The 24079-nt window shown below is 63.5% G+C and carries 23 protein-coding genes; 13 read left to right on the top strand and 10 right to left on the bottom strand.

The annotated features are described in order from the left end of the window. Positions 1-181: 181 nt before the first annotated feature. The 4 genes from AC13F7_RS15410 to AC13F7_RS15395 all read left to right on the top strand — a co-directional run bounded on the left by AC13F7_RS15410 (position 182) and on the right by AC13F7_RS15395 (position 4634). The gene (locus AC13F7_RS15410) at positions 182-1084 is read left to right on the top strand and encodes a LysR family transcriptional regulator (RefSeq protein WP_483001904.1); all 903 of its coding nucleotides are present in this window, start codon (positions 182-184) and stop codon (positions 1082-1084) included. Positions 1085-1259: 175 nt separating this feature from the next. Beyond that, complete coding sequence (locus AC13F7_RS15405) at positions 1260-2882, top strand: ABC-F family ATP-binding cassette domain-containing protein (RefSeq protein ID WP_483001902.1); 1623 nt, start codon at positions 1260-1262, stop codon at positions 2880-2882. 115 nt (positions 2883-2997) lie between these two features. Further along, entirely contained in the window at positions 2998-3267 is a 270-nt protein-coding gene (locus AC13F7_RS15400; RefSeq protein WP_123731323.1) for a helix-turn-helix domain-containing protein, read from the top strand. Next, positions 3264-4634, top strand: a complete 1371-nt coding sequence (locus AC13F7_RS15395) for a HipA domain-containing protein (protein WP_483001900.1) — start codon at positions 3264-3266, stop codon at positions 4632-4634. Before AC13F7_RS15400 ends, AC13F7_RS15395 begins: the two co-directional genes overlap by 4 nt. Before the next feature lie 18 nt (positions 4635-4652). Here AC13F7_RS15395 and AC13F7_RS15390 read toward each other — a convergent pair whose 3' ends face one another. After that, positions 4653-5984 carry a GTP-binding protein gene (locus AC13F7_RS15390; protein WP_483001898.1) on the bottom strand — a complete coding sequence of 444 codons (1332 nt, stop codon included), beginning with the start codon at positions 5982-5984 and terminating at the stop codon, positions 4653-4655. 70 nt (positions 5985-6054) lie between these two features. Between AC13F7_RS15390 and AC13F7_RS15385 the strand changes: the two genes are divergently transcribed. Further along, positions 6055-6426, top strand: a complete 372-nt coding sequence (locus AC13F7_RS15385) for a MerC domain-containing protein (RefSeq protein WP_483001896.1) — start codon at positions 6055-6057, stop codon at positions 6424-6426. Positions 6427-6435: 9 nt separating this feature from the next. On the opposite strand, the gene AC13F7_RS15380 is transcribed toward AC13F7_RS15385, so the two are convergent. Then, positions 6436-6768: a hypothetical protein gene (locus tag AC13F7_RS15380; protein WP_483001894.1), complete on the bottom strand. Its 333-nt coding sequence runs from the start codon at positions 6766-6768 to the stop codon at positions 6436-6438. 113 nt (positions 6769-6881) lie between these two features. On the opposite strand from AC13F7_RS15380, the gene AC13F7_RS15375 reads away from it, so the two are divergent. Further along, entirely contained in the window at positions 6882-7313 is a 432-nt protein-coding gene (locus AC13F7_RS15375) for a hypothetical protein (RefSeq protein WP_346472892.1), read from the top strand. 146 nt (positions 7314-7459) lie between these two features. On the opposite strand, the gene AC13F7_RS15370 is transcribed toward AC13F7_RS15375, so the two are convergent. Next, positions 7460-7945: an REP-associated tyrosine transposase gene (locus AC13F7_RS15370; protein ID WP_483001892.1), complete on the bottom strand. Its 486-nt coding sequence runs from the start codon at positions 7943-7945 to the stop codon at positions 7460-7462. A gap of 192 nt (positions 7946-8137) precedes the next feature. Here AC13F7_RS15370 and AC13F7_RS15365 point away from each other — a divergent pair, with 192 nt between their 5' ends. Continuing rightward, positions 8138-8980, top strand: a complete 843-nt coding sequence (locus AC13F7_RS15365; protein ID WP_483001890.1) for a class I SAM-dependent methyltransferase — start codon at positions 8138-8140, stop codon at positions 8978-8980. A gap of 12 nt (positions 8981-8992) precedes the next feature. Here AC13F7_RS15365 and AC13F7_RS15360 read toward each other — a convergent pair whose 3' ends face one another. After that, a complete protein-coding gene (locus AC13F7_RS15360; RefSeq protein ID WP_483001888.1) occupies positions 8993-9169 on the bottom strand; it encodes a hypothetical protein in 177 nt (58 codons plus the stop codon). 114 nt (positions 9170-9283) lie between these two features. After that, positions 9284-10096, bottom strand: coding sequence for an alpha/beta fold hydrolase (locus AC13F7_RS15355; RefSeq protein ID WP_483001886.1), 813 nt, complete (start codon positions 10094-10096; stop codon positions 9284-9286). A 570-nt stretch (positions 10097-10666) separates the two neighbouring features. On the opposite strand from AC13F7_RS15355, the gene AC13F7_RS15350 reads away from it, so the two are divergent. The 4 genes from AC13F7_RS15350 to AC13F7_RS15335 all read left to right on the top strand — a co-directional run bounded on the left by AC13F7_RS15350 (position 10667) and on the right by AC13F7_RS15335 (position 15228). Next, positions 10667-11062, top strand: coding sequence for a BlaI/MecI/CopY family transcriptional regulator (locus tag AC13F7_RS15350; RefSeq protein WP_070426511.1), 396 nt, complete (start codon positions 10667-10669; stop codon positions 11060-11062). Beyond that, positions 11059-12615: an ankyrin repeat domain-containing protein gene (locus tag AC13F7_RS15345; protein WP_483001884.1), complete on the top strand. Its 1557-nt coding sequence runs from the start codon at positions 11059-11061 to the stop codon at positions 12613-12615. Before AC13F7_RS15350 ends, AC13F7_RS15345 begins: the two co-directional genes overlap by 4 nt. A gap of 157 nt (positions 12616-12772) precedes the next feature. Beyond that, positions 12773-14353: a serine hydrolase domain-containing protein gene (locus AC13F7_RS15340; RefSeq protein ID WP_483001882.1), complete on the top strand. Its 1581-nt coding sequence runs from the start codon at positions 12773-12775 to the stop codon at positions 14351-14353. 155 nt (positions 14354-14508) lie between these two features. Next, positions 14509-15228 carry an HNH endonuclease gene (locus AC13F7_RS15335; protein WP_483001880.1) on the top strand — a complete coding sequence of 240 codons (720 nt, stop codon included), beginning with the start codon at positions 14509-14511 and terminating at the stop codon, positions 15226-15228. A gap of 83 nt (positions 15229-15311) precedes the next feature. Here AC13F7_RS15335 and AC13F7_RS15330 read toward each other — a convergent pair whose 3' ends face one another. After that, on the bottom strand, positions 15312-16451 hold the full coding sequence (locus AC13F7_RS15330; RefSeq protein WP_483001879.1) for a YncE family protein: 1140 nt from the start codon (positions 16449-16451) through the stop codon (positions 15312-15314). A 479-nt stretch (positions 16452-16930) separates the two neighbouring features. Here AC13F7_RS15330 and AC13F7_RS15325 point away from each other — a divergent pair, with 479 nt between their 5' ends. Further along, positions 16931-17272 carry an HNH endonuclease gene (locus tag AC13F7_RS15325; protein ID WP_483002319.1) on the top strand — a complete coding sequence of 114 codons (342 nt, stop codon included), beginning with the start codon at positions 16931-16933 and terminating at the stop codon, positions 17270-17272. 422 nt (positions 17273-17694) lie between these two features. Beyond that, on the top strand, positions 17695-18363 hold the full coding sequence (locus tag AC13F7_RS15320; RefSeq protein ID WP_483001877.1) for a sce7726 family protein: 669 nt from the start codon (positions 17695-17697) through the stop codon (positions 18361-18363). On the opposite strand, the gene AC13F7_RS15315 is transcribed toward AC13F7_RS15320, so the two are convergent. The 4 genes from AC13F7_RS15315 to aceE form a co-directional block, all read right to left on the bottom strand. Continuing rightward, a complete protein-coding gene (locus AC13F7_RS15315) occupies positions 18360-19424 on the bottom strand; it encodes a beta family protein (RefSeq protein WP_483001875.1) in 1065 nt (354 codons plus the stop codon). The genes AC13F7_RS15320 and AC13F7_RS15315 overlap by 4 nt on opposite strands. A gap of 29 nt (positions 19425-19453) precedes the next feature. Then, on the bottom strand, positions 19454-19870 hold the full coding sequence (locus tag AC13F7_RS15310) for an ImmA/IrrE family metallo-endopeptidase (protein ID WP_483001873.1): 417 nt from the start codon (positions 19868-19870) through the stop codon (positions 19454-19456). A gap of 90 nt (positions 19871-19960) precedes the next feature. Then, complete coding sequence (locus AC13F7_RS15305) at positions 19961-20557, bottom strand: hypothetical protein (RefSeq protein ID WP_483001871.1); 597 nt, start codon at positions 20555-20557, stop codon at positions 19961-19963. 381 nt (positions 20558-20938) lie between these two features. Then, positions 20939-23626 (bottom strand): pyruvate dehydrogenase (acetyl-transferring), homodimeric type, encoded by a 2688-nt coding sequence (gene aceE, locus AC13F7_RS15300; protein WP_483001869.1) that lies wholly within the window; start codon positions 23624-23626, stop codon positions 20939-20941. Positions 23627-24079 lie beyond the last annotated feature (453 nt).

The following is a 24079-nucleotide window of genomic DNA, read 5'->3' as shown; positions in this document are numbered from 1 at the left end:
GGGTCAGCGCTCCGTACATTCCGGACCGACGAGGCCGCAATCGGGGAATTGCCCTCCCGGCAAGGTCTTCGGCCGGAACCAAGTACCAGCGCACCGCAGTGTTTCTGGCCAATGCCTCCGCCTCCCGCCCCTCATGGCCTGCCGACCGCTACAGTGCCCGCTTTCCCCCCTGCGACCGCCCATGTCAGCCTTGGACAACCTCGGCAACCTGCAGACCTTCGTGCAGGTCGCCGATACCCGCAGCTTCGTCGAGACCGGACGCATGCTCGGCATCTCCGCCTCGGCCGCCGGCAAGACCGTGTCGCGGCTGGAGCAGGCGCTGGGCGTGCGGCTGTTCCATCGCAGCACCCGCAGCGTCACCCTCACCGCCGAGGGTGAGCGCTTCCTGGTCCGCTGCCGGCGCATCCTCGATGAGCGCGATGCCGCGCGCGATGAGCTGATCCAGCAGACCGAAGCACCGACGGGTGTGCTGCGGGTCAGTCTGCCGCTGGTCGGCGACGTCTCGCTGCCGCTGCTGACCGAGTTCATGGCCGCCTATCCCGGCATCCGCCTGGAGCTGGATTTCGATGACCGGCTGGTGGATGTGATCGAAGAGGGCTTCGACGCCGTGCTGCGGGTCAGCGAGCCGACCGACTCACGCCTCAGCGCCCGGCAGCTCGGCGTGTTTCCGCGTTACCTGGTCGCCTCACCCGACTATCTGGCCCGCCGCGGTACGCCTCGCGTGCCCGAGGACCTGCTGCAGCACGACTGCCTGCACTACCGCTTCCCCAGCAGCGGCAAGCTGGAACCGTGGCCACTGCCGCAGACGCCGGGCGCCGCGCCGCTCGCACTGCCGGTGTCGATGGTCAGCAACACGATCGAAGCGCGGCTGGCCTTCGCGCTGGCCGGGCGCGGCATCGCCTACATCCCCGAGCACTCGGTGCGCGAGGCACTGGCCGACGGCCGCCTGCAGCGGGTGATGGCCGACCGCATCCATGCCTGCGGCACCTTCTACCTGCTGTGGCCCTCCGGCCGCCATGTGCTGCCCAAGCTGCGGGTCTTCATCGATTTCATCAGCGCCCGGCTGACCGGGGTGAACTGCTGAGCAGGCCGCGTTCATCGCCCTGGGGTCGCGCGGTTTTATACTGGCCGCGCGGCAGCCAGCCGCCTTTGTTGCCGAGGTAAGCCTACATGCGCCATTGATGCCGCCGTCGTCTGACGGCCCGTCTCCACCCATCTGTTCCGCAGGAGGGGAGTCCTTGGCATCCAATGGAGGTCGCATGACCGCATTCGCTCTCACGCTTGATCGCGTGACGCAGACTCTGCCCGACGGCCGGGTCCTGTTTTCCGAACTGTCCGCCGCGTTCGACGGCACCCCGACCGGCCTGGTCGGGCGCAACGGCGTGGGCAAAAGCCTGCTCGCGCGCCTGCTCAGTGGCGATCTCACGCCCAGCTCCGGCCGCATCCTGCGCAGCGGCCCGGTGCACCTGCTCACGCAGCACAGTGGCGTACCCGCAGGCCGTATCGCCGATCTGGCCGGTGTCGGCGCGGTGCTCGATGCCCTGCACCGCATCGAAGCCGGCAGCGTGGATCCGGACGACTTCACCCGCGTGGGTGAGCGCTGGGACCTCCGCGAGCAGTTGCAGGCGCAGTGGCAGCTGCTCGGCCTGCCCGCGCTGGATCCCCTGCGGCCCGCCGCCACGCTCAGCGGTGGCCAGGCGATGCAGGTCGCACTGGCCGGTGCGTTCCTGTCCGGTGCCGAGGGGCTGATCCTGGATGAACCCAGCAACCACCTCGACGCCGCCCACCGCACACGCCTGATCGAGGCGCTGCAGCGCTGGCACGGTGGCCTGATCGTGATCAGCCACGACCGCACGTTGCTGCGGCACATGGCGCGTATCGTCGAGCTGTCGCCAGGGGGGCTGCGCCAGTACGGCGGCAACTACGCTCTCTACGCCGAACAGAAACAGGACGAGCGGCGCAGTGCCCAGGCCCAGCTGACACTGCGCAAACGCGAGCGGCGCCAGCAACAGACCGAGCTGCGCGATCAGCGCGAGAAGATGGCGCATCGGCAAGCGCGCGCCACACGCGATGCACGCACCGCCAACCAGGCACCGATCCTGCTCGGTGGCATGAAGAACCGCAGCGAGCACACTGCCGGCCGCTGGCAGGCGCAGCAGAACGAGCGCCGCATCGAACTGGACGCGCGCGTGCGCGAGGCTGCCGGCGAGGTGGAGCAGGACATCGAGATCGCCCTGCTCGCTCCGGTGATCCATGAGCCCGGGCCCCAGCGTGTGGCCGAGCTCATCGCCGCCGAACTGCCGTGGGTGCCGGCGCCTTGGAACATGCTGGATCTCACCGTGCTGCGCGGCCAGCGGATCGGCGTACAGGGCCGCAACGGCAGCGGCAAATCCACCCTCCTGCGGCTGCTGGCCGGCACCTTGGTGCCGGTGTCGGGGCACGTCGAAGTGGCGGCCAGCGTCGCCCTGCTCGATCAGTCGCTCACGATGCTGCCCGATGACGCCTCGGCCCTGTCACTGCTGCAACGCGCGCATCCGGTGGCCGACGAAGGCACTCTTCGCACCCAGTTGGCCCTGCTCGGCCTGGATGCCGAGCGCAGCCTGCGGCCGTTGGGCACGCTCAGCGGTGGCGAACGCCTGAAGGCGGCGCTGGCGTCCGTGCTGTACGCGCAGACGCCGCCGCAATTGCTGCTGCTAGACGAACCCGGCAATCACCTCGACCTGCCCTCGCTGACCGCGCTGGAGCAGATGCTCAGCCAGTACCGCGGCACGCTGATGATCGTGTCGCACGATGCCGCGCTGCTGGAGGCGGTGGGATTGACTGACGTTCTGAGCGCGACGAGCGTCGGGTGGCAACTGACGGGCTGGTTTGAATCCTCATGATCGAGAGGATTATTCTCGTGTCGACACGCCTTTAATTGAAATCCTTACGTCAAAAAGGATTTTGGCGTACTCTCGCACCACTGCCGCAGAATCCACACGTCCGTAAGGATAATGCATGAAGGTCACGCTCAAGCACCATGAAGAACTCGGTCCCTTGGTCCGAGCCACGCGCAAGTGCCAGGGAATGCGCCAGGACGACACCGCCGAAGGCATCGGCGTCAGCGAGAACTTCCTTGCCAAGGTCGAGCGCGGCGGCGGCACTGTGCAGTGGCAGAAGCTGTTCCAGGTTCTAACGGAACTCGGCCTGCGCGTGGAGATCGATGTGCCCGACGCGGCCGTAGCACTGCTGCAGGAGCAGGACAGAATGCGCGGAGCGAAACGATGAATTCGTCATCCATCAACGCTGCCCAACCTGCGCTGGGTGACGTGTTCCTGGAAGGGATGCACTATCCAGAGCGCGCGTTGCTGGCCACCCTGGATGGCCAGCCCGTTGGCACCTTGCACGAGCATCGAAACCTATGGCGGTTCGAGTACGCGCCCACCTGGCGTGATCATCCAGAGAGCTTCGACCTCTCGCCTTGGCTGCCGCGCAGCCACAGCCCCCTTCTGGACGGCAGTACTTCGCGCCCCGTGCAATGGTACTTCGACAATCTGCTCCCAGAAGATCAGCAGCGCACACGCATGGCGCAGGACGCTGGACTCCGCGGCAGCGATGACTTCGCCCTGCTGACCCACTACGGTACTGAATCCGCGGGTGCGCTGACCCTGCTGCCCCCGCATGTAACCCTGGCGCCAGGGAGCCGGGCGCGATTGCCGGATGCCGAACTCTCCCAGCGCATCCAGAACCTGCCGCGCCACTCACTGGCCGGCGGCGCGGAAAAGCGAATGTCGTTGGCCGGCGCACAACACAAATTGGCCGTCATCGAAGACCAAGGCTTGCTGTACCAGCCTGTCGGCACGGAAACGTCCACCCATGTTCTGAAGCCGGACAGTACCGACCCTGATTATCCGCACACGGTCATCAACGAGTACTTCGTCATGCGGCTGGCCCGCGCGATGGGGCTGATGGTGCCCGAGGTGCAGCGACGCTATGTGCCCGAGCCGGTCTTTCTGATCGAACGGTTTGACCGTGTCACGGACGGCGGCAGCACACGCCGCGTGCATGCCATCGACGCCTGCCAACTGTTGAACCTCCAGCGCGGAGACAAATACAGTGCGGGAAGCCTTCGGACGTTGGGTGCGGCAATCCACTACTGCCGCGAGAGACTTAACACGCGCAGGCGACTGTTTGACTGGTTGGTGTTCAATGTGTTGACTGGCAACGACGATGCCCATCTGAAGAACCTGAGCTTTCTCGTCGGCACAGGTGGCACCGACCTTGCCCCACACTACGATCTGCTCAGCACCGTCGCGGGCCGCAGCCGCGCCTACAAAGAGGACAGTCCGAGCTGGCCGCAAGCGTCTACGCTTGCTTGGGATCTGCTCGGCGTGCAGCGTTTCGCCGATATCACGCCAGCCTTGCTGGTCGATGCCGGGGTACAGCTGGGCCTGCCGTCGCGCTTGGCGCAGCGGCGCCTTTCCGAGATGGTGTCCCGTGTCGTTCCGTTGGCTGAGGCGGTGAAGGCGGAGATCGAAACGGAAAACGCTCACTGGGCGGATGTCGCCGGGGTGACGCTGTACGGCGAGATGCGCATGGTGCGAACGATCATCGAAGTGGTCATCAAGGACATGGCAAGGCAACTGACCACCTGAACTCCTGCATCCGTTTGCTCATGCGCGCGCCCACGCCGGGAACGCATCCGGCAACAACTGCCACAACAGCGGCCCGGCGCGCAGCTCCTCATCATTGAGCAGGCAGGCATCAAGCTCGGCCCGCACCGCGTGCTCGTCCATCGCCACGCCGATCACCGCCAGTTCCTGGCGGCGGTCGCCCCACCAGGGATGCCACAGCCGGCGCATCGCCTGGTACTCACCGGCATCGCCGACCTGGTCCACGGTGGGCAGAGGCGCGGTCCAGCACGCGGCCTGTTGGCGGGCCCAGCCGATATCCGTGTAGGGCACGCGCGTAGGTGGCATCTCGGGCACAGTGTTCTCCAGGCCCGCTTCCATGCGCTCGCGCGAGGCGTACCAGACCCCCGCGACCGAGGTCTGCGTGGCCGCACCGACGCTGGAGAGCTCACCCACCGAGTCCATGCGGTTGGCCAGCCAGAAGAAGCCCTTGCTGCGGATCACGCTGCCCAGCCCGGTCTCCAGCAAGCGCGCAAAGCGTTGCGGATGGAACGGCCGGCGCGAGCGGTAGACGAAACTGGTGATGCCGTATTCCTCGGTCTCCGGTGTGTGCTGCCCGCGCAGTGCCTGCATCCAGCCCGGTGCCAACTGCGCTTTGACGAAGTCGTAGCGGCCGGTATCAAGCACCTCGTGCAGCGGCACGTTGCCGTGCTCGGACAGCACCAGCCGCGCGTCCCGGTTCATCGCGCGCAGCACGGCCAGCGTGGATTGCAGCGTGTCGTCGTCGATCAGATCGCACTTGCTCACCACGATCACGTTGGCGAACTCGATCTGCTCGGCGAGCAGATTCACCACGCCACGGTCATCCTCCTCACCCGCCTGCTGGCCACGATCGATCAAGCGATCGCTGGAGCCGAAATCGTGCAGGAACTGCGCGCCATCGACCACCGTCACCAGCGTGTCCAGCCGCGCGATGTCGCTGAGGCTGAAGCCCGCCTCATCGCGCACCGAGAAGGTTGCCGCGACCGGCATCGGCTCGGCGATCCCGGTCGACTCGATCAACAGATAGTCATAGCGTCCCTCCGCCGCAAGCCTGCGCACCTCGTGCAGCAGGTCATCGCGCAGCGTGCAGCAGATGCAGCCGTTGCTGAACTCCACCAGCGTCTCCTCGGTTCGGCTGAGCGCCGCGCCGCCATCACGGACCAGCTGCGCGTCGACATTGATCTCGCTCATGTCGTTGACGATCACCGCCACCCGGCGGCCCTCGCGGTTGCGCAGCAGCTGATTGAGCAGGGCGGTCTTGCCGGCACCGAGGAAGCCGGACAGCACCGTTACCGGCAGACGGGAATCATGAAGGGCAGCAGAGGCAGTCATGGCGCAGCAGGTCTGGAGGGGAATTGAAATGTTACTATATAACACTCACGAACCAAGACCCTTACGCCCCATGAAGCGATCATCTGCCCTGTTGGATGCCGGCGCCATTGCGCTGTCCGGCCTATGCCTGCTGCACTGCCTGGCCCTGCCGCTGCTGGCGGCGATGCTCCCGCTGATGGGCGTGTGGGCCGAAGCCGAGTGGGTGCATGCCCTGTTCGTGGCCATCGCCGCGCCGGTGACCGGCTTCGCGCTGTGGCGCGCGCACCGCCAACATCGCCTGCCCGTGCTGGCGATCACTGGTGCTTTGGCCGGGCTGTTGTTGCTGCTGGCCGGCGCCGTGGGCTGGCCGAGCCATGAGGCCGAGACCCCGATGACCGTGGTCGGCAGCCTGCTGTTGGCCAGCACGCATGTGTGGAATGCCTGGCGGCGGCACCGGCACTGAGCGGGCGGCTCAGTGCTTGAACATCATCCCGACCAGGAACAGCACCAGCGGCGCAGCGCTGAGTACCGCGCCGATGATGCCCAGCCACGGCCAGCGTTCCTGACGCACGCGCGAGCCCACCGTGGCGATCAGACCCACGGCGGCCGAGGCGAGTACGCCGATCGAGACACCGGTGGTGCTGGCGCCTGCGGTGACACCGTGGTTGGCCGCAGTGGCGATGTGCGCGGCAAAGGCACCTATGGGGAGGCCGAGGAAGCTGATCAGGCCGAGCAGCGGCAGCCGCTGGGCCGAGATCGGCGCCGTCGATGGTGAGCGGGGTGCCTGCGGGGAATCTGGCAGCACGGGGTGTCTCCTGAGAATCGCGTCACCGTACACCATCGCCCGCGACGCACACAGACGGGATCTTTTCATGCCGTGTTGGACAATGCCCTCAACATCCGCCGACAGGAACCGCCATGCGCTTGTTGCCCAGCTTGTTGCCCAGCCTGCTTCTCCTGTCCCCGCTCCTGCTGACCGGTTGCGGCAAGGACAACAGCGCCGGCGTGTTCTCTTCCGATCCAATGCTCGGCTGCTTCTCCACCCACGCGCGCAAGCCGGCGGAATTCCGCATCGAGCAGCAGCAGGGGCAGTACTACGTGTCCTTCAACCGCGATGAGCAATGGCAGCGCGATGCCACGCCGCTGCAGGAATCCAGCCGCGCCGAGATCGCGCAGTTCTTCCGCGACGATGCCGACCAGATCAACAAGGCCCTGGTGCGCCCCGGTGGCGGCTTCGGCATCTTCAAGTTCAACCCCGGTGCCACGCTCAAGGGCAAAGCCAAGGACAGCGACTACATGGCGCTGGTCCTGATCGGCGCCGGGCCGGTGTTCCCGGTGAAGTGCCCCTGATCGCCACGATGCGCCGCGCCCGCCTACCGGGCCACGGGTGCTGGCTGCGGCCCACCGCACGCCCGCACCCGTAGCCCGGTCCGCAACACCCATCCCCCGCTACCGCCTGCCGCATGCTTCCGCGGGCAGGCCCCCATCCCCTTACGTCAGGCGCCCTCCCCCGGCTCGCGGCGGCCGCGATGGATCGAACTGTATGGCCATTGCGTCGCATCCCTCACATGGCCATGCTTGACCGGGTTGTGGTGCACATAGGCCACATGCCGCTGCAGGTCCTCGGCATCGACGATCCGATGCTCGCGAAAGCCGTTGTGCCAGAGCGGACGCAGGCTGCGATCACGCCGGAGCTGCAGCCGTGGATCCGTCATCGGCAACTGGCGGTCGAAGATCGCCTGGATCTGCGCCCAGCGCCGATGGCCTTCCTCATCGCCTTCCGGCAGCGTCCACACGCCGTGCAGATGGTCCGGCAGCACCACGATCGCGTTGATCCGGAACGGCCGCGCCTGCTGTGCCACCCGGAACGCCAAGCGCAGGGTCTGCGCCTGTTCCACCAGCAGGCTGCTGCTGCGATCGCGCAGGTGCGCGCTGAAGAAGTAGGCAGTGCCGGTCGGCCAGAGGATGTGGTCGTAGGACATGGGCCAAGTATCCAAAGCCCACACGCCCCCCACGATCAGCGCACCCCTTGCGAGCCCCTCGGACACCAACGCATCGCTGGGTCGGATTCCCGCCACCACGGGGCCGGATGACGGCCCGCACGGCCTTCTCAGGTACGATGCCCACCCCTGACTGCCATACCGTCTGGCGCTCGCGCCGCGGCCTGAGATCCCGTGCCCCATTACACCGGCCCCCTGCTGACCCGCCCGCTCGCCGAGAGCCTGACCCGCGCCCGCGATGCCGGCACCGGCGAATGGACCGGCTCGCTCGACCTCGGCCGCTCCACCGGCACCGCCACGCTGGCGGCCGACCACTGGCAGTGGAAGGGTGAAACCTACGCCTATCCCGGCAAGACCAAGGACCGCACCCTGTACTACTGGGACGGCGAAGAATTCCTGGCGATCTCGCGCTTCGGCTCGGCGTTGATCAAGCTGGTGCCGACTGACTGGGACGCGCCGACGTTCGAGATCGACGGCATCAAGATGCTGCCCAGCGCGCAGGTGTCCCCGTTCGAGGATGCCCGCCGCAAGGTCGCGTTGATCGCGCCGGCCGGCAAGACCGTGCTGGATACCTGTGGCGGCCTGGGCTACTTCGCCGCGTGCTGCCTGGAAGGTGGGGTCACCCGTATTCGCTCGTTCGAGAAGAATCCGGATGTGCTGTGGCTGCGCACGCTCAATCCGTGGTCGCCCGATCCGGACGCGGAAAGCAGCGGCGGCCGGCTGGCGCTGAGCCAGGGGGATGTATCGCAGGAGATCGAAGCGCTGGAGACCGCCTCGGTCGACGCGATCCTGCATGATCCGCCGCGCTTCGGCATCGCCGGCGAACTGTATTCACAGGTGTTCTACGACCAGCTCGCACGCGTCATCCGCAAGGGCGGCCGGATGTTCCACTACACCGGTGCGCCGAACAAACTCACCAGCGGCCGCGATGTGCCGCGCGAGGTCGCCAAGCGTCTGGAAAAGGCAGGCTTCAAGGCCGAGCTGGCGATGGACGGCGTGCTCGCGGTCAAGCGCTGAGCAAGGGGCCGGTCAACTGCCGCGTGGCAGTTTGGCCGCCCACATGTTGTCGACCAGATTGGGATAGCGCCGCGCGTTTTCCTCGGCACGCTGACGTGCCGCATCCTTCTGCGCCTCGGAGAGCGGCTGCGACTTCTTCTTCCCGTTGGGACTGGGCTTCTTCCAGGGCGGTGTCTGGGACTGGCGCATGGGTGGTCTCGTGTGGACTGGCGCTGCATTCTCGCTCAGCGGGTGCAGCGTACAAGAACGCCCGACACGTCATCGCAACGTGCCGGGCGCGTACTGCGAAGAGCGAGCTGCGACTTACTTCTTCAGGAAGTCCAACAGTGCTTTGTTGAACGCATCGGCATGGCTGGCATTGCAGCCGTGCGGCGCGTCCTTCAGCACCACCACCTCACTGCCCGCGATGGCCGCATGAGTGCGCTTGCCCGAGCCCTCGAACGGGACCGTGCCATCGCTGTCACCGTGCAGCACCAAGGTCGGCACCGTCACCTTCTTGAGGTCGCTGCGGAAGTCGGTCGTACCGAAGGCCTTCATGCAGCCCAGCGCGGCGGTCTGGTCGGACTGCTGGCAGAGCTTGATAGCGGCCTGGCGCTCTTCCTCGCTGACCTTGAGCTCGCCGTTGGCGCTAAAGAAATCCTTGGTGAAGCCATCGAAGAACGTGTCGCGGCCCTTCTCCAGGCCTTCGCGCATTTCATCGGCCTTTTCCTGGGTCAGCGGGCCCTCGGGGTTGTCGCTGGTCTTGAGCATGTACGGCGGCACCGCCGAGGCGAACACCACGCTGTGCAGGCGCGACTCGCCGTGCTTGGCGACGTAGCGCGCCACTTCACCACCGCCCATCGAGAAGCCGACCAGGGTGGCGTCCTTCAGGTCCAGATCCTCGATCACGCCGGCCAGATCATCGGCGAGCGTATCGTACTCGTAGCCATCGGCCGGCTTGTCCGAGCGCCCGAAGCCGCGGCGGTCATAGGCCACCACGCGGTAGCCCGCCTCGCGCAGCGCGGGGACCTGGGCCTTCCACGACTCGGCCGACAGCGGCCAGCCGTGGATCAGGACGACCGGGCGGCCGGTACCACCGGAATCTTCAACGTGCAGGCGAACGCGGGAAGCAGCCATGGGAACTCCTTGGAGCGATGGGGAAGGAAGGTTCGATCCTAGGGAGACGGGGTTGGGTGAGCCGTGAAAGAAATCGCGGTGTCGCTGACGTGACGTGCACGGGGCTGACTGATGCCGGCCGGGGCGTTCAGCGGTGAGATGCTGGCATCACTCGGCAGCGATCTCAGCCTCTGAGACGGCTGCGGTCGATAGTTGCCATGGGGCACGTCGACGCTGGGAACCGGTACATGGACTGTCATGAGATCACGCCAGCGGCTGCGCATCGTGTGGAACCGAGCGCGTCCGGCACCTGCTGTGGGCTGGCACTTACCTTGTTGTTGCATGGCCTCGGCGCGCATCCTGCAGCCCATGCGGCATTGCGTGCTGCCCTGCGGCAGAGGCCGCTGAGCGAGTGCTGTGCCAGCTGCGCGCTGTTGCGTGGCTATGACGATCCACAGATAAGCGCCGGCGACGTAGCCTGCGCGGCGCCATCGTCCGCCATGCAGGCCGGCCATTACTAATTACATAGTTGACACGACCGATCCGTCGGGCGCACGATGCGGCCATCAACTAACGAACCAGTAGATAGCCATGGCCCGCCCCGTATCGCCTGCCCTGACCGACGCCGAACGCCGCATTCTGGAGGTGCTCTGGAAGAAGAAGGAGGCGTCCGTGCGCGAGGTCGCCGACGAGCTGTCCAAGAAGAAGCCCGTCGCCTATACGACCGTGCTGACCATGTTCAAGGTGCTGGACAAGAAAGGCCTGGTCCACCATCGCAGCGAGGGTCGCGCCTTCATCTACAGCGCCGCGATCACCCGCAGCGAGGCGCGCAAACAGGCGCTGGAGAATCTGCTCAAGTCCTTCTTCAACGATTCGCCCAGCGTGCTGGCCCAGCACCTGATCGATGAGCACGACATGGACGCTGACGAGCTCAAGGCGCTGCAGCAGCGCGTGGACGACGCATCTCCTTCGAGGACGCCCAAATGACCGTGCATTGGACCCAAGCCGTGGCGACGATGGCCGTGCAACACCTCTGGCAGAGCGCCCTGCTGTTCGCACTTGCGGCCTTGGTGCTGGGGCGCAGCCGGCTCAGTGCGGAAGCGCGCTCCTGGGCGCTCTGCGTGGCCTTTGTGCTGGCCGCGGCATCACCGCTGTTGGTCCTGCTGCCTCGCACCGCGCCGACGACTGTTGAGGTCGCGCAGCAGGCCGTACTGCCCTCGGCGACTGGGGCTCCAGTGCAGGTTGTCGCGCAGAAGCTGGACAGCATTACCAAGATACCCCCCGCCTCCACCACGCCGACGCTGCTGCAAGGCGCCGTAGTGATCTGGTTGCTCGGTACGCTCTGGGGCCTGAGCCGCCTAGGTCAAGGCGCCTGGCAAGCGCGTCGCCTGCATCGCTGCGCGCGGCAGTCGCCCCAGCACGAAGCACTGCTGGGTGAAGAACTGCCTGCGGGTGCCAGCGTTGCACTATCTGATATCGCTCCGGGCCCGATGGTGGTTGGCCTGTGGTCGCCGCGCATTCTGGTGCCGACCACGATGGCATCCACCCTGCCCCCGGCCGCGCTGCGTGATCTGCTGCTGCATGAAGCCGCGCATGTTCGTCGGCATGATCTGTGGATCGCGGCTGCACAGCGTGCACTGCTCGCCGTGTACTGGTGGAGCCCGTTCCTGCGCCTGCTGGGCCGTCGGCTGGATCTCGCCCGCGAGATGGCGTGCGATGAGCAGGCGGCCCTGCGCACCGGCAGTGGCCCCGGCTATGCCAATTCCCTGCTGGCCGGTATCGCGGGACTGATGACACAGCGGGGACGCAGCGCGCCACTGGCCGTCGGCATGTCCGCCACCCGATGTGGCTTGAGCCAGCGCATCGATGGGCTGCTCCGCCTGGACACGCGCTCGACGCGCAGGACAGCCCACTTCGGCTGGGGCGCGCTGTGTGCGGTTGGGCTGGTCGCGCATGTTGGTGTCACCGTGGCCGCTACGCCGCGGTTGGGCAACGCGATCATCGTTGCAGAGAACGAAGCCGCCACTACGTCGCGCACCGTCTCGCCGCACGCCGAGCAGCTGCTCAGCGCGGCCAGCAACGGCGACATCTCCCGCGTGCAGCAGCTGGTCAAGGCGGGTGTTGCCGTGGACACGCAGGTCAGTGGCGACGGCACCGCGCTGATCATCGCCGCCAAGCACGGCGAACTGGCGATGGTCGACGCCCTGCTCGTGCTCGGCGCGCAGCCCGACCTGGCCTCGCGCGGCGATGGCAATCCGCTGATCGCTGCGGCACGTCGCGGTCATCTGCCGGTCGTCGAGCGCCTGGTCGGCGCCGGGGCCGACGTCAACCGCATCGTCGCCTTGGACGAAACCCCGCTGATCAACGCAGCACGCTCCGGCGATGTAGAGACCGTGGCCTATCTGGTCGAGCACGGTGCCGACGTCAACCTGGGCGTGGTGGCCGATTTCGGGCAGTGGCGCTCACCGCTGAACCAGGCAAGAAACGATCGCGTCCGTGACTACCTCGCCCAGCGTGGTGCGGTCGCCGTCAGACGCTGACCGTCTGCGCTCCCCATCGGTGACGCTGATCGGTGCGATGGCCTCCGCCGCTATCGCCCGCCACGCCGTGCCCTCTTTCGCTGCACCGTATCGCCCCTCTCTGCGGCGTGCACGCGCACGCCTGTCTTTCGCGCATCGCCCCCTCATGAGGTATCGCATGGCTTATGCATCCACTCCGCAGGCACCAACCCTGTTGCGATCCAACCGCGCTCAGAGCGGCCTGCTGCGCGCGTCACTGTGTGCCGGGCTGCTACTGCTGCTTGCTGGCCCCGCATCGGCGGCGGACCGCGAAGACGCGGCGATCCGCACGGCGCTCGCCTCCGGCCTGCGCCCCACCGTGGTGCCGGCCGATACCGCGCTGCCGCACTGGTCGCTGCAGCAACGCATGGCCCAGCACCATGTGCCCGGTGTGGCCATCGCTGTTCTACGGGATGGCAAGCTCGTGCACAGCGTCGGCTACGGGAAGCGCGCGATGGGCACGCAAGCTGCCGTGAATGCCGACACGTTGTTCTCGGTCGGCTCGGTCAGCAAGGTGGTTACGGCCGCCACCTCACTGCGCTTGGTCGCCGGCGGCACCCTCGCGCTGGACCGGGACATCGCCACCTACCTGCGCAGCTGGAAAATCCCGGCTACCCCGTCGGTGCCGGCACCGCAGCTGACCCTGCGCATGTTGATGTCGCACACCGCCGGGCTGGGCGTGCACGGCTTCGCCGACTACCTGCCCGGCGAACCGTTGCCCACCTTGCTGCAGACATTGCACGGCATCGCTCCGGCCAAGAACAAACCCGTACGTCTGATCCATACACCCGGCGAACGGGGCGATTACTCTGGTGGCGGCGTGATGGTCGAACAACTCGTGCTCGAAGACGTGACCGGCCAGTCGCTGGACGCGCTCGCACGCATACAGGTGTTCGAGCCACTGGGCATGCAGCGCAGCCGGTTCACCGATCCACCGGCCACCACCGACAACATCGCCAAAGCGCATGACGGCGACGGCAAGCTCACCGCCCTGCCGCGCGGCTGGCAGTCCTTCCCGGAACAAGGCGCCTCCGGCCTGTGGACCAGTGCCAACGACCTGGCCGCGTTCGTTGCTGCTCTTACGGCCAGCTACCGTGGCCAAGGCAATTTCCTGCCGCGGCCCATTGCGACCGACATGATGACCGAGGTCTCGCCGAGCTGGCACGGCCTTGGCCCGCGCCTGGACGGTGCCGGGCAGAACCGGATCTTCCACCATGGCGGCTCCAACGACAGTTACCGGGCGTGGATCGAGGGGTATCTGGAGACGGGTGACGGCTTCGTCATTCTTACCAACGGTGAGAACGGTGCTGCGCTGGCGACGGAGATCCGCAATGCGCTGTCCGATGCGATCGGGCGTGGCGTGAATCCTGCCGTGCGCACGGTTGCACTGGACCTTCGTGAGCCTCGGTATGCGGACTATGCCGGGGTGTTCGAGCAGGACGAGCGCGTGCCGATGGCGCAGCGCCGTGCGTTGGCCGACATCTTCGACATCCCGGCGTTGGAGGTGAAGGTGGCTGGTGGGGAGGTGCGCGTGGGTGTGGCTGGGACGAAGCGCGATGGGCGCGTGCTGCCGGTGTCGCCGAATCGGTTTGTGTCACCGGATATCGATGGGCTGGAGATCGAGTTCCATCGGGATGCGTTCGGGGAGGTGGAGGCGCTGAGTGTGGTGTTTGGGGAGGGGCGGGGATATTACGTGCGGCGGAAGCTAGCAACGCAGTAGCCGCCGGATCGATCCCTATCTGTTTGGACAATCGCAACCACTCTCTTCATTGACCCAGTGTATTGCGATACGCTGGCTCTATCGAATCCAAGATTCGCATTAGAGTTGCTTGCGCCATGGTGGAGCACTGGACAGACAGTGAGCTGGAAGCAGCAGTGGATGCTTACCTCGATATGTTGACCGATGAGTTGAATGGCCGCCGCGTCGTCAAGGCACACGCCTACCGCGAGCTGTCTGAGAAGGTCGGGAGGAATGCCAAGGCGTGGGAGTTCCGCATGCAGAACATTTCCTATGTTCTAGATGGGCTCGACTTGCAATGGATCGACGGTCTTAAACCAGCCAAAAACGTGGGCCAGGACGTTGCGGCACGCTTGGTCAAGCTGATCGAGGTGCGGCCATTCCCACAGCAGAGCCGCGCGCCCACTCTGGATCAGGTGACTCAGGACGCTGAAACGGAAGGCGCATTCAATCCAGGGACCGCTTCCGACCAGCGAACGCGAGTGCTTGCGAGCATTGTTCGCCGACGCGGTCAGCCCGCATTTCGTGCGGCCTTGATCAAGGCATATGCCGGACGCTGTGCCGTCACCGGCTGTGACGTATTGGATGCACTCGAAGCCGCGCACATCTTTCCGTACTTGGATGGCGAGACAAACGCTGTAAGCAATGGGCTACTGCTCAGGGCTGACATCCATACATTGTTCGACCTGCGTCTGATTGCCGTTGACCCAGATGCGAGGACGGTCATTATCGCTCCCAGCTTGCGCGGCTCAGCCTATGCATCGCTGGAAGGCATTCCGTTGGCGACGACAGTGGCAGCCGTTGACGGTGCAAGCCTGCACGCGCTGGCTTACCACCGAGCGAAGTGCGATTGGTAATCGGCCAATCAATGGTCCGAAGGTAAAGAACCGCAGAAGCCGCCCGGTGGAATCCTCACCGGGCGGCGTCTGGCGATCATTGGTTACAGCGCAATCCGAGCAACAGACTCTTCGCTGCCCTTCGGCTCGCTGTCACCGTTCTTGACGGTCACGTACAGCACGTTCTTCTTGGCATCCAGGGCCAGGCTGTTCGGGTGCGTCGGCACCGCGTACGTCGCTACCTGCTTGTAGGTGTCGCTGTTGTACGCGGTCACGGTACCGCCATCGCGGTTGGTCACGTACAGACGCTTGCGCGGTGCATCCAGCAGAATGCCCAGCGGGCCGGCGTCGGTCGGGATGCTGGCCAGCTCCTTGCCGGTGGTGCGGTCCAGCACCAGCACGCGCTGGCCCGGATGCTTCGATTCGAAGCCCGAGCTGCTGGCCTGGTACTTGCGGATCATCTCCGAGCCCTGGTCGGTCACGAACAGGCGCTTGCCGGCCGGATCCAGCGCGATGTTCATAGGCTGCTCGGCACTGACCTTGAAGCGCTGCTCGACCTTGTCGCTGTCGGTGCCGACAGTGACGACCTCAGCCAGCAGGTTGGAGGTGTAGACGCGCTTGGCCTTGCCATCCAGCGCCAGACCCGGTGCCTTGGCATTGCCCAAGCCCGGAATGGTGTTGATGACCTTCAGGGACTGCGTGTCCACCACGAACAGCACGCTGCCCTCACCCGAGTGCCCGGTGACGTACAGGCGGTTGTTGGCGCCATCAACGACCAGCTCGCGCAGATCGTGGGTGTAGGCGGCCTTGCCATCCTTGCCGACCTTCTTTTCCATCAGTTGCACGATGCCGACCGATTTGTTGGTAGCGGTGTCGACCACGGTGACCGACGTATCGACCGTGTTACCGACGTACAGGCGGTTGTTGGCGTCGTCCAGCACCACGCCGAAAGCCTTGCGTTCCAGCGGGATGGCGGTTTCGACGGCCAGGGTTTCCGGGTTCAGGCGCAGGACCTGGGACGGACCAGCGGCATCACCGAAACCGCCCGAGGAGGCGACGAAGACGGCGTTCTGCTTGGGGCTGAAGGCCAGCTCATAGAGGCCTTGGGCGACGGCTTTGCGCTGGAGGGCGGTGGCGCTGGCGGATGCGGTGGCCGGCGCGTCAGCGAAGGCGGCGGGCACGCCAAGCGTTAGCGAAATGGCCAGGGCCAGGGTAGCAGAACGGATGAGGGTACGCGGGTACATGCGAGCTTCCTTGAATGGGCACGGGGGTGTCCTGGCTCGCGGGGCCGTCGTACAACGGCCGCCCCATGCTACTACCGCGCAAGGGAAGGCTGGCTATGGCACAGGAATGCTACCAGGCGGAGCAGGTCTGCGCGCGGTCCGTGCGCACTCCCAAGGCGTGGGAGTACCGCATGCAGAACATCTCCCATGTACTGGCCTAATACCAACAGGAGTGTATTGAGGGCCTAAAGCCTGCAAAAAACGTTGGGGCGAACGTCGCCGCGGTACTCATCAAGCTCCTGGAAGTTGAGCCGCGTACTTTCGTCTCCCGAGCCACCGTGAGACAGCTTGAGCAGCAGCGTCAGCTTGTCAGTGATTCCGGCTATTTCCCAGCAAACCTCGAAGACCAAAGAGATCGAGCGCTTAGGTCTATCGTGCAACGCAGAGGACAACGAGAGTTTCGGGCGGCCTTTCTGCACGCCTATGGAAGCAAGTGCGCAATGACCGGTTGCGGGGTGGTCCATGTCCTTGAGGCGGCCCATATACATCGTTATATGGGCAAGGAGACCAACCTGTTATCCAACGGCCTCTTGCTGCGGGCGGACGTGCACACCCTTTTTCCTCTTAATCTCGTCGGCGTCGAAGCATCCACCATGCGTATTTGCATTTGTCCATCGCTTGCTGGCACCAACTACGAAGAGCCGGCTAGAAGGCCGCTGACAAGTCCATCCGCCAAGAGACTCGTGGTGGACATGGGCCAACCTGAGAGGCACCGAGCGATGTGCAAGTGGCAGAGCTCAACCTGCGCCCCTTGGAACGACATTGACCGGAATCCCAGCTAAGGCGCCGCTGGACAGCGGTCTCAATCCACGAGACGATCGCGGTCCAAAATCGACGCCAACGATCCTTGGCTGAACTCTACGTATGCAATTGCAAGGCAAGCCAGATGGCTGCTCAAAAGGTAAGTGTCGCCGACTGCCGCCGCAATCATTCGTTCCGCTCAATGCCACACAAGCTCAGACACATCGATACTCCCTTCGAACGGCTCGCCAGGGTCATTTGGCTCATTCTTCGTTTGCAGCAGCACAGCGCTTTCGGGGAACTGCAGAGGCTGCCTGGGCCAAAGCGCGCTGCAGCATCGAGAGATGATCAACGAACTTCGACTTAGAGTGGACTTGTCACAGCCAAATGCGCTGCATTCATCCTATAGGATGCTCGGCGATTCACCGATGCCTCGTTTGTCGATTACGGCTAAAATTGTCCGATGACCTCCTCAACCGTACCGCCACTGTCTGAGGCAGACCTGAAGGCCCTTGCGATTGCTCGATTGCACAGGTCGGGCCGAATATCCTCAGAGGCAATCATTGCGAACGAATACAGGCTCGCAGACTCTGGCGTTCGAGCAGACCTTGCTGTGCTCGACAAGAAGTTCATCGGCATTGAGATAAAGAGCGAGCGTGACTCTCTGCGAAGACTTGCCACGCAAATCAAGGCTTACAAGCTGTACTTTGACCTGACAATTCTTTTGGTGGCGGAGAAGCACGCCGCTAACATTGACATTGACGTTACCGGCGTGGAACTTTGGACTGTTTCGAATCGCGGCAGGGTTAAGAGAGTTTGCAGACCAATGCGTGCAAGATCAAATTCGGTACCGGAGAGGCTTGTTGATCTTTTGCCCGCCCGGCAACGGAGGAAGATTCAAGATTCCACGCAGAGTGCAATGTTGGGCAGCCTAGTTGCAGAGGCGTTTAGGAAGTATTTCTATGATCGATTTTCTACGACATCTAGAAAGTTCTGGGATAGCTCTGAAATTTCTTCCATTGGCAGAGAATCACTTGGCACCCTGAGCGTATACAAGCCTTTGAGAAAGAAGGCTGCCGATCGGGCACAGGAGCGTGCCAGTATATTTAAAGAGTGGGAATCGACAAGTTAATCAACCCACTCATCCTCGGTATCGTAGAGCCCGGACGGATCCCCATAATGAAGCTGACGGTGCAGATGGATATTAATTCTGGCAGCTGTGGCACGGGGCGGAGAGGTTATAGCGTTCTCCTCACCGAGCGCAGTGCGTTCGATCATTTGCGTGCCCCAGATTCGGAGATCGGGATCCCATTGAGGCGAATTCATGACCTCTTTTGCCATTTCTTGATACTGGCGCAGCCTGGTCTTCGTATCATCGCTGGAGCGATAGAAGTACCACCAATTGTCATCGGCGTAGTCCACTCGGGGGGCTGGCGCCCCGCCGCCGCCGATCTGACGCTCTGCCCTCGCGCTGCCACGATCGCTATAGACAAGCGGAAAGCGCACTGCACCCTTGATTGAGTTGAACGCGAGCCGCTCAAAAATTTGCTGAGATTTGATCCCCACAAAGCCATCGGGGAAGGTTGACCCGGAGACGGAGAGGGTAGCCCGAGGAATGATCTTAGAAATATTGATCAGCCTATCTTTGATCGAAGTTGCAGAATTAAGCATCCCGGAATTTTGCTTTCCGAGATCGAGCACAAAGAGCACGTCAGGGCCTATCTTGGCCTGCGCCAATCTCTCTGCAATGAGCTCCGCGAAGGGCAGCGCACCAGATTCCACTATTACCCCCAGTCCCCTTCCGAACTTAGCCAACTCCTGCACCTGAGGGATGAACTCTTCAGGATGCGTAAGTTGAGCGCAAGGGATGAACTGACCACGGGAAGGATCCTCGAAGTACGCGCACCATTCGGCAAATCCATTCTTTGGATTGGCTAGACGACGCAGATCTCTGTGAACAGGCCGCGTTGCCTCATCGAAGTCCAATTCGGCCAATGCAAGGAAGCAGCCGCGCGGGCCGAACGCCGACTTGATACGCCCGATCGATTTGTCAAGCTCATGCGATGCCATCCAAGGCCGAAGTTTCATGATCGGCGCGATCAGATTCTTATCCTTATCCGGAAGCGTCTCAAGCGCCAGCATTTCGGCTGGACGAATCTCTACGATCGGTGCATACCTGATTTCGTCGAACATTGACTTTACCACGAGCTCTCCCTTTATCCTTAAAGAAAACCTAGCCTGATCTCCATTGCCACAGTTGACACCGAGAAAAGCTCTGCTAGCTCCGCGACCAAGTCTTCTCTCGGCACACCTGGCCTTGCCCGGACTTCGCTTCGGACGAGTTCAATTGGCATCAGAATATCGGCCGCGAGACGGTTAGCTTGAGCTTCTCTTTGGTCAGACAGTGAGGATCGATACAAGACATCGTCAGATATTCCGTCACCGATTTCCGCACGGTGAAGCAGGAAGTGGGCAAGCTCATGAGCCAAAGTAAAACGCTGCCTTGCGGGGGAATCGTGCCGGTTAACCTTGATCTGATAGGTACTACCAGCTGGGCGAATTTCCCCGGATATTCCAGCCGGCAGTGTTGAAGTTAGTACATTAAGCCCGAACGACTTTGCGAGCGCACCAATCTTCACGGGAACTCCCTGCTGGGCCTGTGTTATTAGGTTCCTTTGTTCTGAACTAAGTGAGATCCACTCGCTACTACTCATAAGTCACCATTCGGTTCAATCGTGAGACCGATCCAACTCGTCCAACTTGGCCGCCTCGGCATTAGATTCTCTACTCCATGCAGCGTAGGGCGCCTTGTTCTCCATGATCTCGACAACCAGTTCTCGAACTCTAGCGTGAATCTGGCTTGACACTTCGGCTCCTGCGAGGAACTCCTGCAGCCGTTCTACGGCAATCACGTTGGCTCGATCTGTTGCCACGGTCTTCGCAGTCTTCTTAAAGTGCTGATAACCGTAGATTGCTATGATTGCCACTGCCAACCCAATAATGGAGAGCAACAGACCAACTCCAGTAAGCAATACAGCAATCAAATCCGGGTATGAAATGCTATCGGGTAAGACTTCCAGCGTGTGGCCCTGAGTGATCCATACTGCTCCCCCACCACAGAAGCCACCAATCAGCCCGATCAGTGCCGCAAGCGCAATTGTCTTAAAAAGCGATCCACACATTTCGCCTCCAATAGAGTCCCCTTCCTGCGCTGGCTGCGCTGGCTGCGCTGGCTGCGCTGGCTGCGCTGGCTGCGCTGGCTGCGCTGGCTGCGCCATCATGTTGCCGCGGGTCCACAGCTCTGCCTTAAATCGAGTGTAAGGCATACCGTGAGGGGATCAAGCCAAGCCTGCCGATTTCCGTGCCGCTTGTCCTTCTATGCTTGGACCACACGTGCAGTTAGAGGGCAATCCGCCACTTTATTAAAGGCATTTACCAGGAGAGTTGGTGGACGACCTGTCTTTCACGGGCCTGATTAGTGGCAGCTCGGTCGTAAATTACCCTAACGCGCGTCGTTGGAGCTCTGAACGGTCTGAACTGGCTGCAGCTACCGCACTAAGTCATGTACGAGACTTCTAATGACGTTCCCGGCTTTTCGAGCATCCGTCTTACTACGTATACGCTCAGGCCCTAATGGAACACCGAGGCAGTATATGCCCCGGCGTTCTCGTCAGCTGAGACGCCCATCGTTGGTTGGGCGCAGTCAATCAAACCCCAACAGGATTAGCCTTCTCAGGATCAATCTTGTACTGCTTGATCGCCCTGGCCACATCCTTCCCGTTCATCTTCCCTTCCTTAGCCAGCGCCGCAATCGCGGCATGCGCGATGTAGTACCGGTCAACCTCGAAGAAGCGACGCAGGTTCGCACGGGTATCCGAGCGACCAAAGCCGTCCGTACCCAGCACCGTGTACGACATCGGCACGAACGCACGGATCTGGTCCGCATACGCACGCACATAGTCGGTCGCGGCAATCGCCGGGCCCTGGCGGCCTTCCAGCAGCTCGGTCACGTAGGCCTTGCGCGGTTCGGCTTCCGGGTGGAAGCGGTTGTAGCGCTCGGCATCGAAACCATCGCGACGCAGTTCGTTGATGCTCGGGCAGCTCCAGATATCGGCGGTGACGCCGAAGTCCTTGTCCAGCAGCTCGGCCGCAGCAATGGCCTCACGCAGGATGGTGCCCGAACCCAGCAGCTGCACGCGCAGCTCGCCCTTCTTCGGCTTGCCGGCGTCGGTGAGCAGGTACATGCCCTTGACGATGCCTTCGGCCGCGCCCTCCGGCATTTCCGGGTGGGTGTAGTTTTCGTTCATCAGGGTGATGTAGTAGTACTCATCAATCTGATCTTCCATCATGGCCTTGGTGCCGTGCTGCAGGATCACCGTCACTTCGAAGCCGAAGGTCGGGTCGTAGCTGCGCACGTTCGGGATGCCACCAGCCACGATATGGCTGAAGCCATCTTCGTGCTGCAGGCCTTCACCGTTCAGCGTGGTGCGGCCGGCGGTGCCGCCGAGCAGGAAGCCACGGGTACGCATGTCCGCAGCCTGCCAGGCGATGTCGCCCACGCGCTGGAAGCCGAACATCGAGTAGTAGATGTAGAACGGCAGCATCGGCACGTTGCTGACCGAGTAGCTGGTACCGGCGGCCATCCAGGAGCTGATCGCGCCCGGCTCGCTGATGCCCTGCTGCAGCACCTGGCCGCTCTGGTCTTCGCGGTAGAACATCAGCTGGTCCGCATCGACCGGCTTGTACTTCTGGCCGAACGGGGCGTAGATGCCGATCTGGCGGAACAGGCCTTCCATACCGAAGGTACGGGCTTCGTCGGCCACGATCGGCACGATGTGCGGGCCCAGTTCCTTGTCGCGCAGGGTGATGTTGAGGCTCTGCACGAAGGCCATGGTGGTGGAGTAGCTGCGCTCGCCGCTGCTCTTGAGCAGGCGCTCGTAGCTTTCCAGCTTCGGTGCGTTGAAGCTCTTGGTCGCCTTGCGGCGGCGCTGCGGCAGGTAGCCACCCAGGGCGGCACGGCGTTCCTGCAGGTACTTCACTTCCGGCGAATCCGGGCCCGGGTGGTAGAACGGCACCTGGCCATCGGCCAGCTGTGCATCCGTCACCGGGATGTTGAAGCGGTCGCGGAAGTGGCGAACGGCATCGTCATCCAACTTCTTGGTCTGGTGGGTCGGGTTCAGTGCTTCACCCGCGCTGCCCATGCCGTAGCCCTTGACCGTCTTGGCCAGGATCACGGTCGGCATGCCCTTGGTGTTCACGGCCTGGTGGTAGGCGGCGTAGACCTTGTGCGGATCGTGGCCACCACGGTTGAGGCGCCAGATATCGTCGTCGGACAGGCCTGCGACCATTGCAGCGGTTTCCGGGTACTTGCCGAAGAAATGCTCACGGGTATACGCGCCGCCGAAGGCCTTGCAGTTCTGGTATTCGCCGTCGACGGTTTCCATCATCAGCTTGCGCAGGACGCCGTTGGTGTCCTTGGCCAGCAGGGCATCCCAGTAACCGCCCCACAGCAGCTTGATGACGTTCCAGCCGCCGCCACGGAACACGCCTTCCAGTTCCTGGATGATCTTGCCGTTGCCACGCACCGGGCCGTCCAGGCGCTGCAGGTTGCAGTTGACCACGAAGATCAGGTTGTCCAGGCCCTCGCGGCCGGCCAGCGCGATCGCGCCGAGGGTTTCCGGCTCATCGCTCTCGCCGTCGCCGATGAAGCACCACACCTTGCGGTCGGACTTCTCGATCAGGCCACGGTTTTCCAGGTAACGCAGGAACTGCGCCTGGTAGATCGCGGCGAGCGGGCCCAGGCCCATCGACACGGTCGGGGTCTGCCAGTAATCGGGCATCAGCCACGGATGCGGGTAGCTGGAGAGGCCACCGCCGTCGACTTCCATGCGGAACTTGTCCAGCTGGGCTTCGTCGATGCGGCCTTCCAGGAAGGAACGCGCATAGATGCCCGGGGCGCTGTGGCCCTGGATGAAGAGCAGGTCGCCCGGGTGGTCTTCGCTCGGGGCGCGCCAGAAGTGGTTGAAGCCCACGTCATACAGCGTGGCGCCGGAGGCGAAGGAGGCGATGTGGCCGCCCAGGTCGCCCGGCTTGCGGTTGGCGCGCACGACGGTCGCCATCGCGTTCCAGCGGATGATGGAACGAATGCGCCATTCCAGTTCGGCGTTGCCCGGGCTCTTGGCCTCCAGGGTCGGCGCGATGGTGTTCACGTACTCGGTGGTGGGAGAGAACGGCAGGTAAGCACCCGAACGACGGGTCAGTTCCACCATGCCTTCCAACAGCTGATGCGCGCGCTCGGGGCCCTCGACATCAATAACGGCCTTCAGCGACTCGATCCATTCCTGGGTTTCCACAGGATTCGGGTCGTTGTTCAGCACCTCGTTCAACCAGTTCATTTGCGCTCCCATGACCGCACGCACGCGCGCGACTGTTTTAGATTTCTAGCCGCAAAGTGTAGCGCACCAAGGGGTTTGCTTACTTCGCTACGGTTGCGTATGGAACCATCGGGGCGTGTCCGGAAGGACAGCAGGCGACAGCGCGAGGGCCGCGCCGGAAGGTTCCACGCTGCATTTCAGCCTGCCCGGCGGCGATGACACCGGCGCGTCAGCAGGACACCGATGGACAGCGCAGCCGCTGCGGCGCAGGCGATTGGCGCGGATCGCGCGCGAAACAACCGCGTTCGAGGGCGCATCCGCGTGGATCATCGGTGCCGTTGGGAGTCGGCAACCTTGTGCAGTGTTCCACCACAAGCACGCACCGTCACAGCAGGAATTGACCTGAACGCATTCCTGCCATGCGTGCGCGAGCGCTGGTCGAAACGGAGTTTTCGATATATCGTTACGCTACTG

Source organism: Stenotrophomonas sp. K-6, assembly GCF_056861555.1.
Note: the sequence above shows the minus strand (reverse complement) of the source record. Positions and strands in the feature narration are given on the sequence as shown.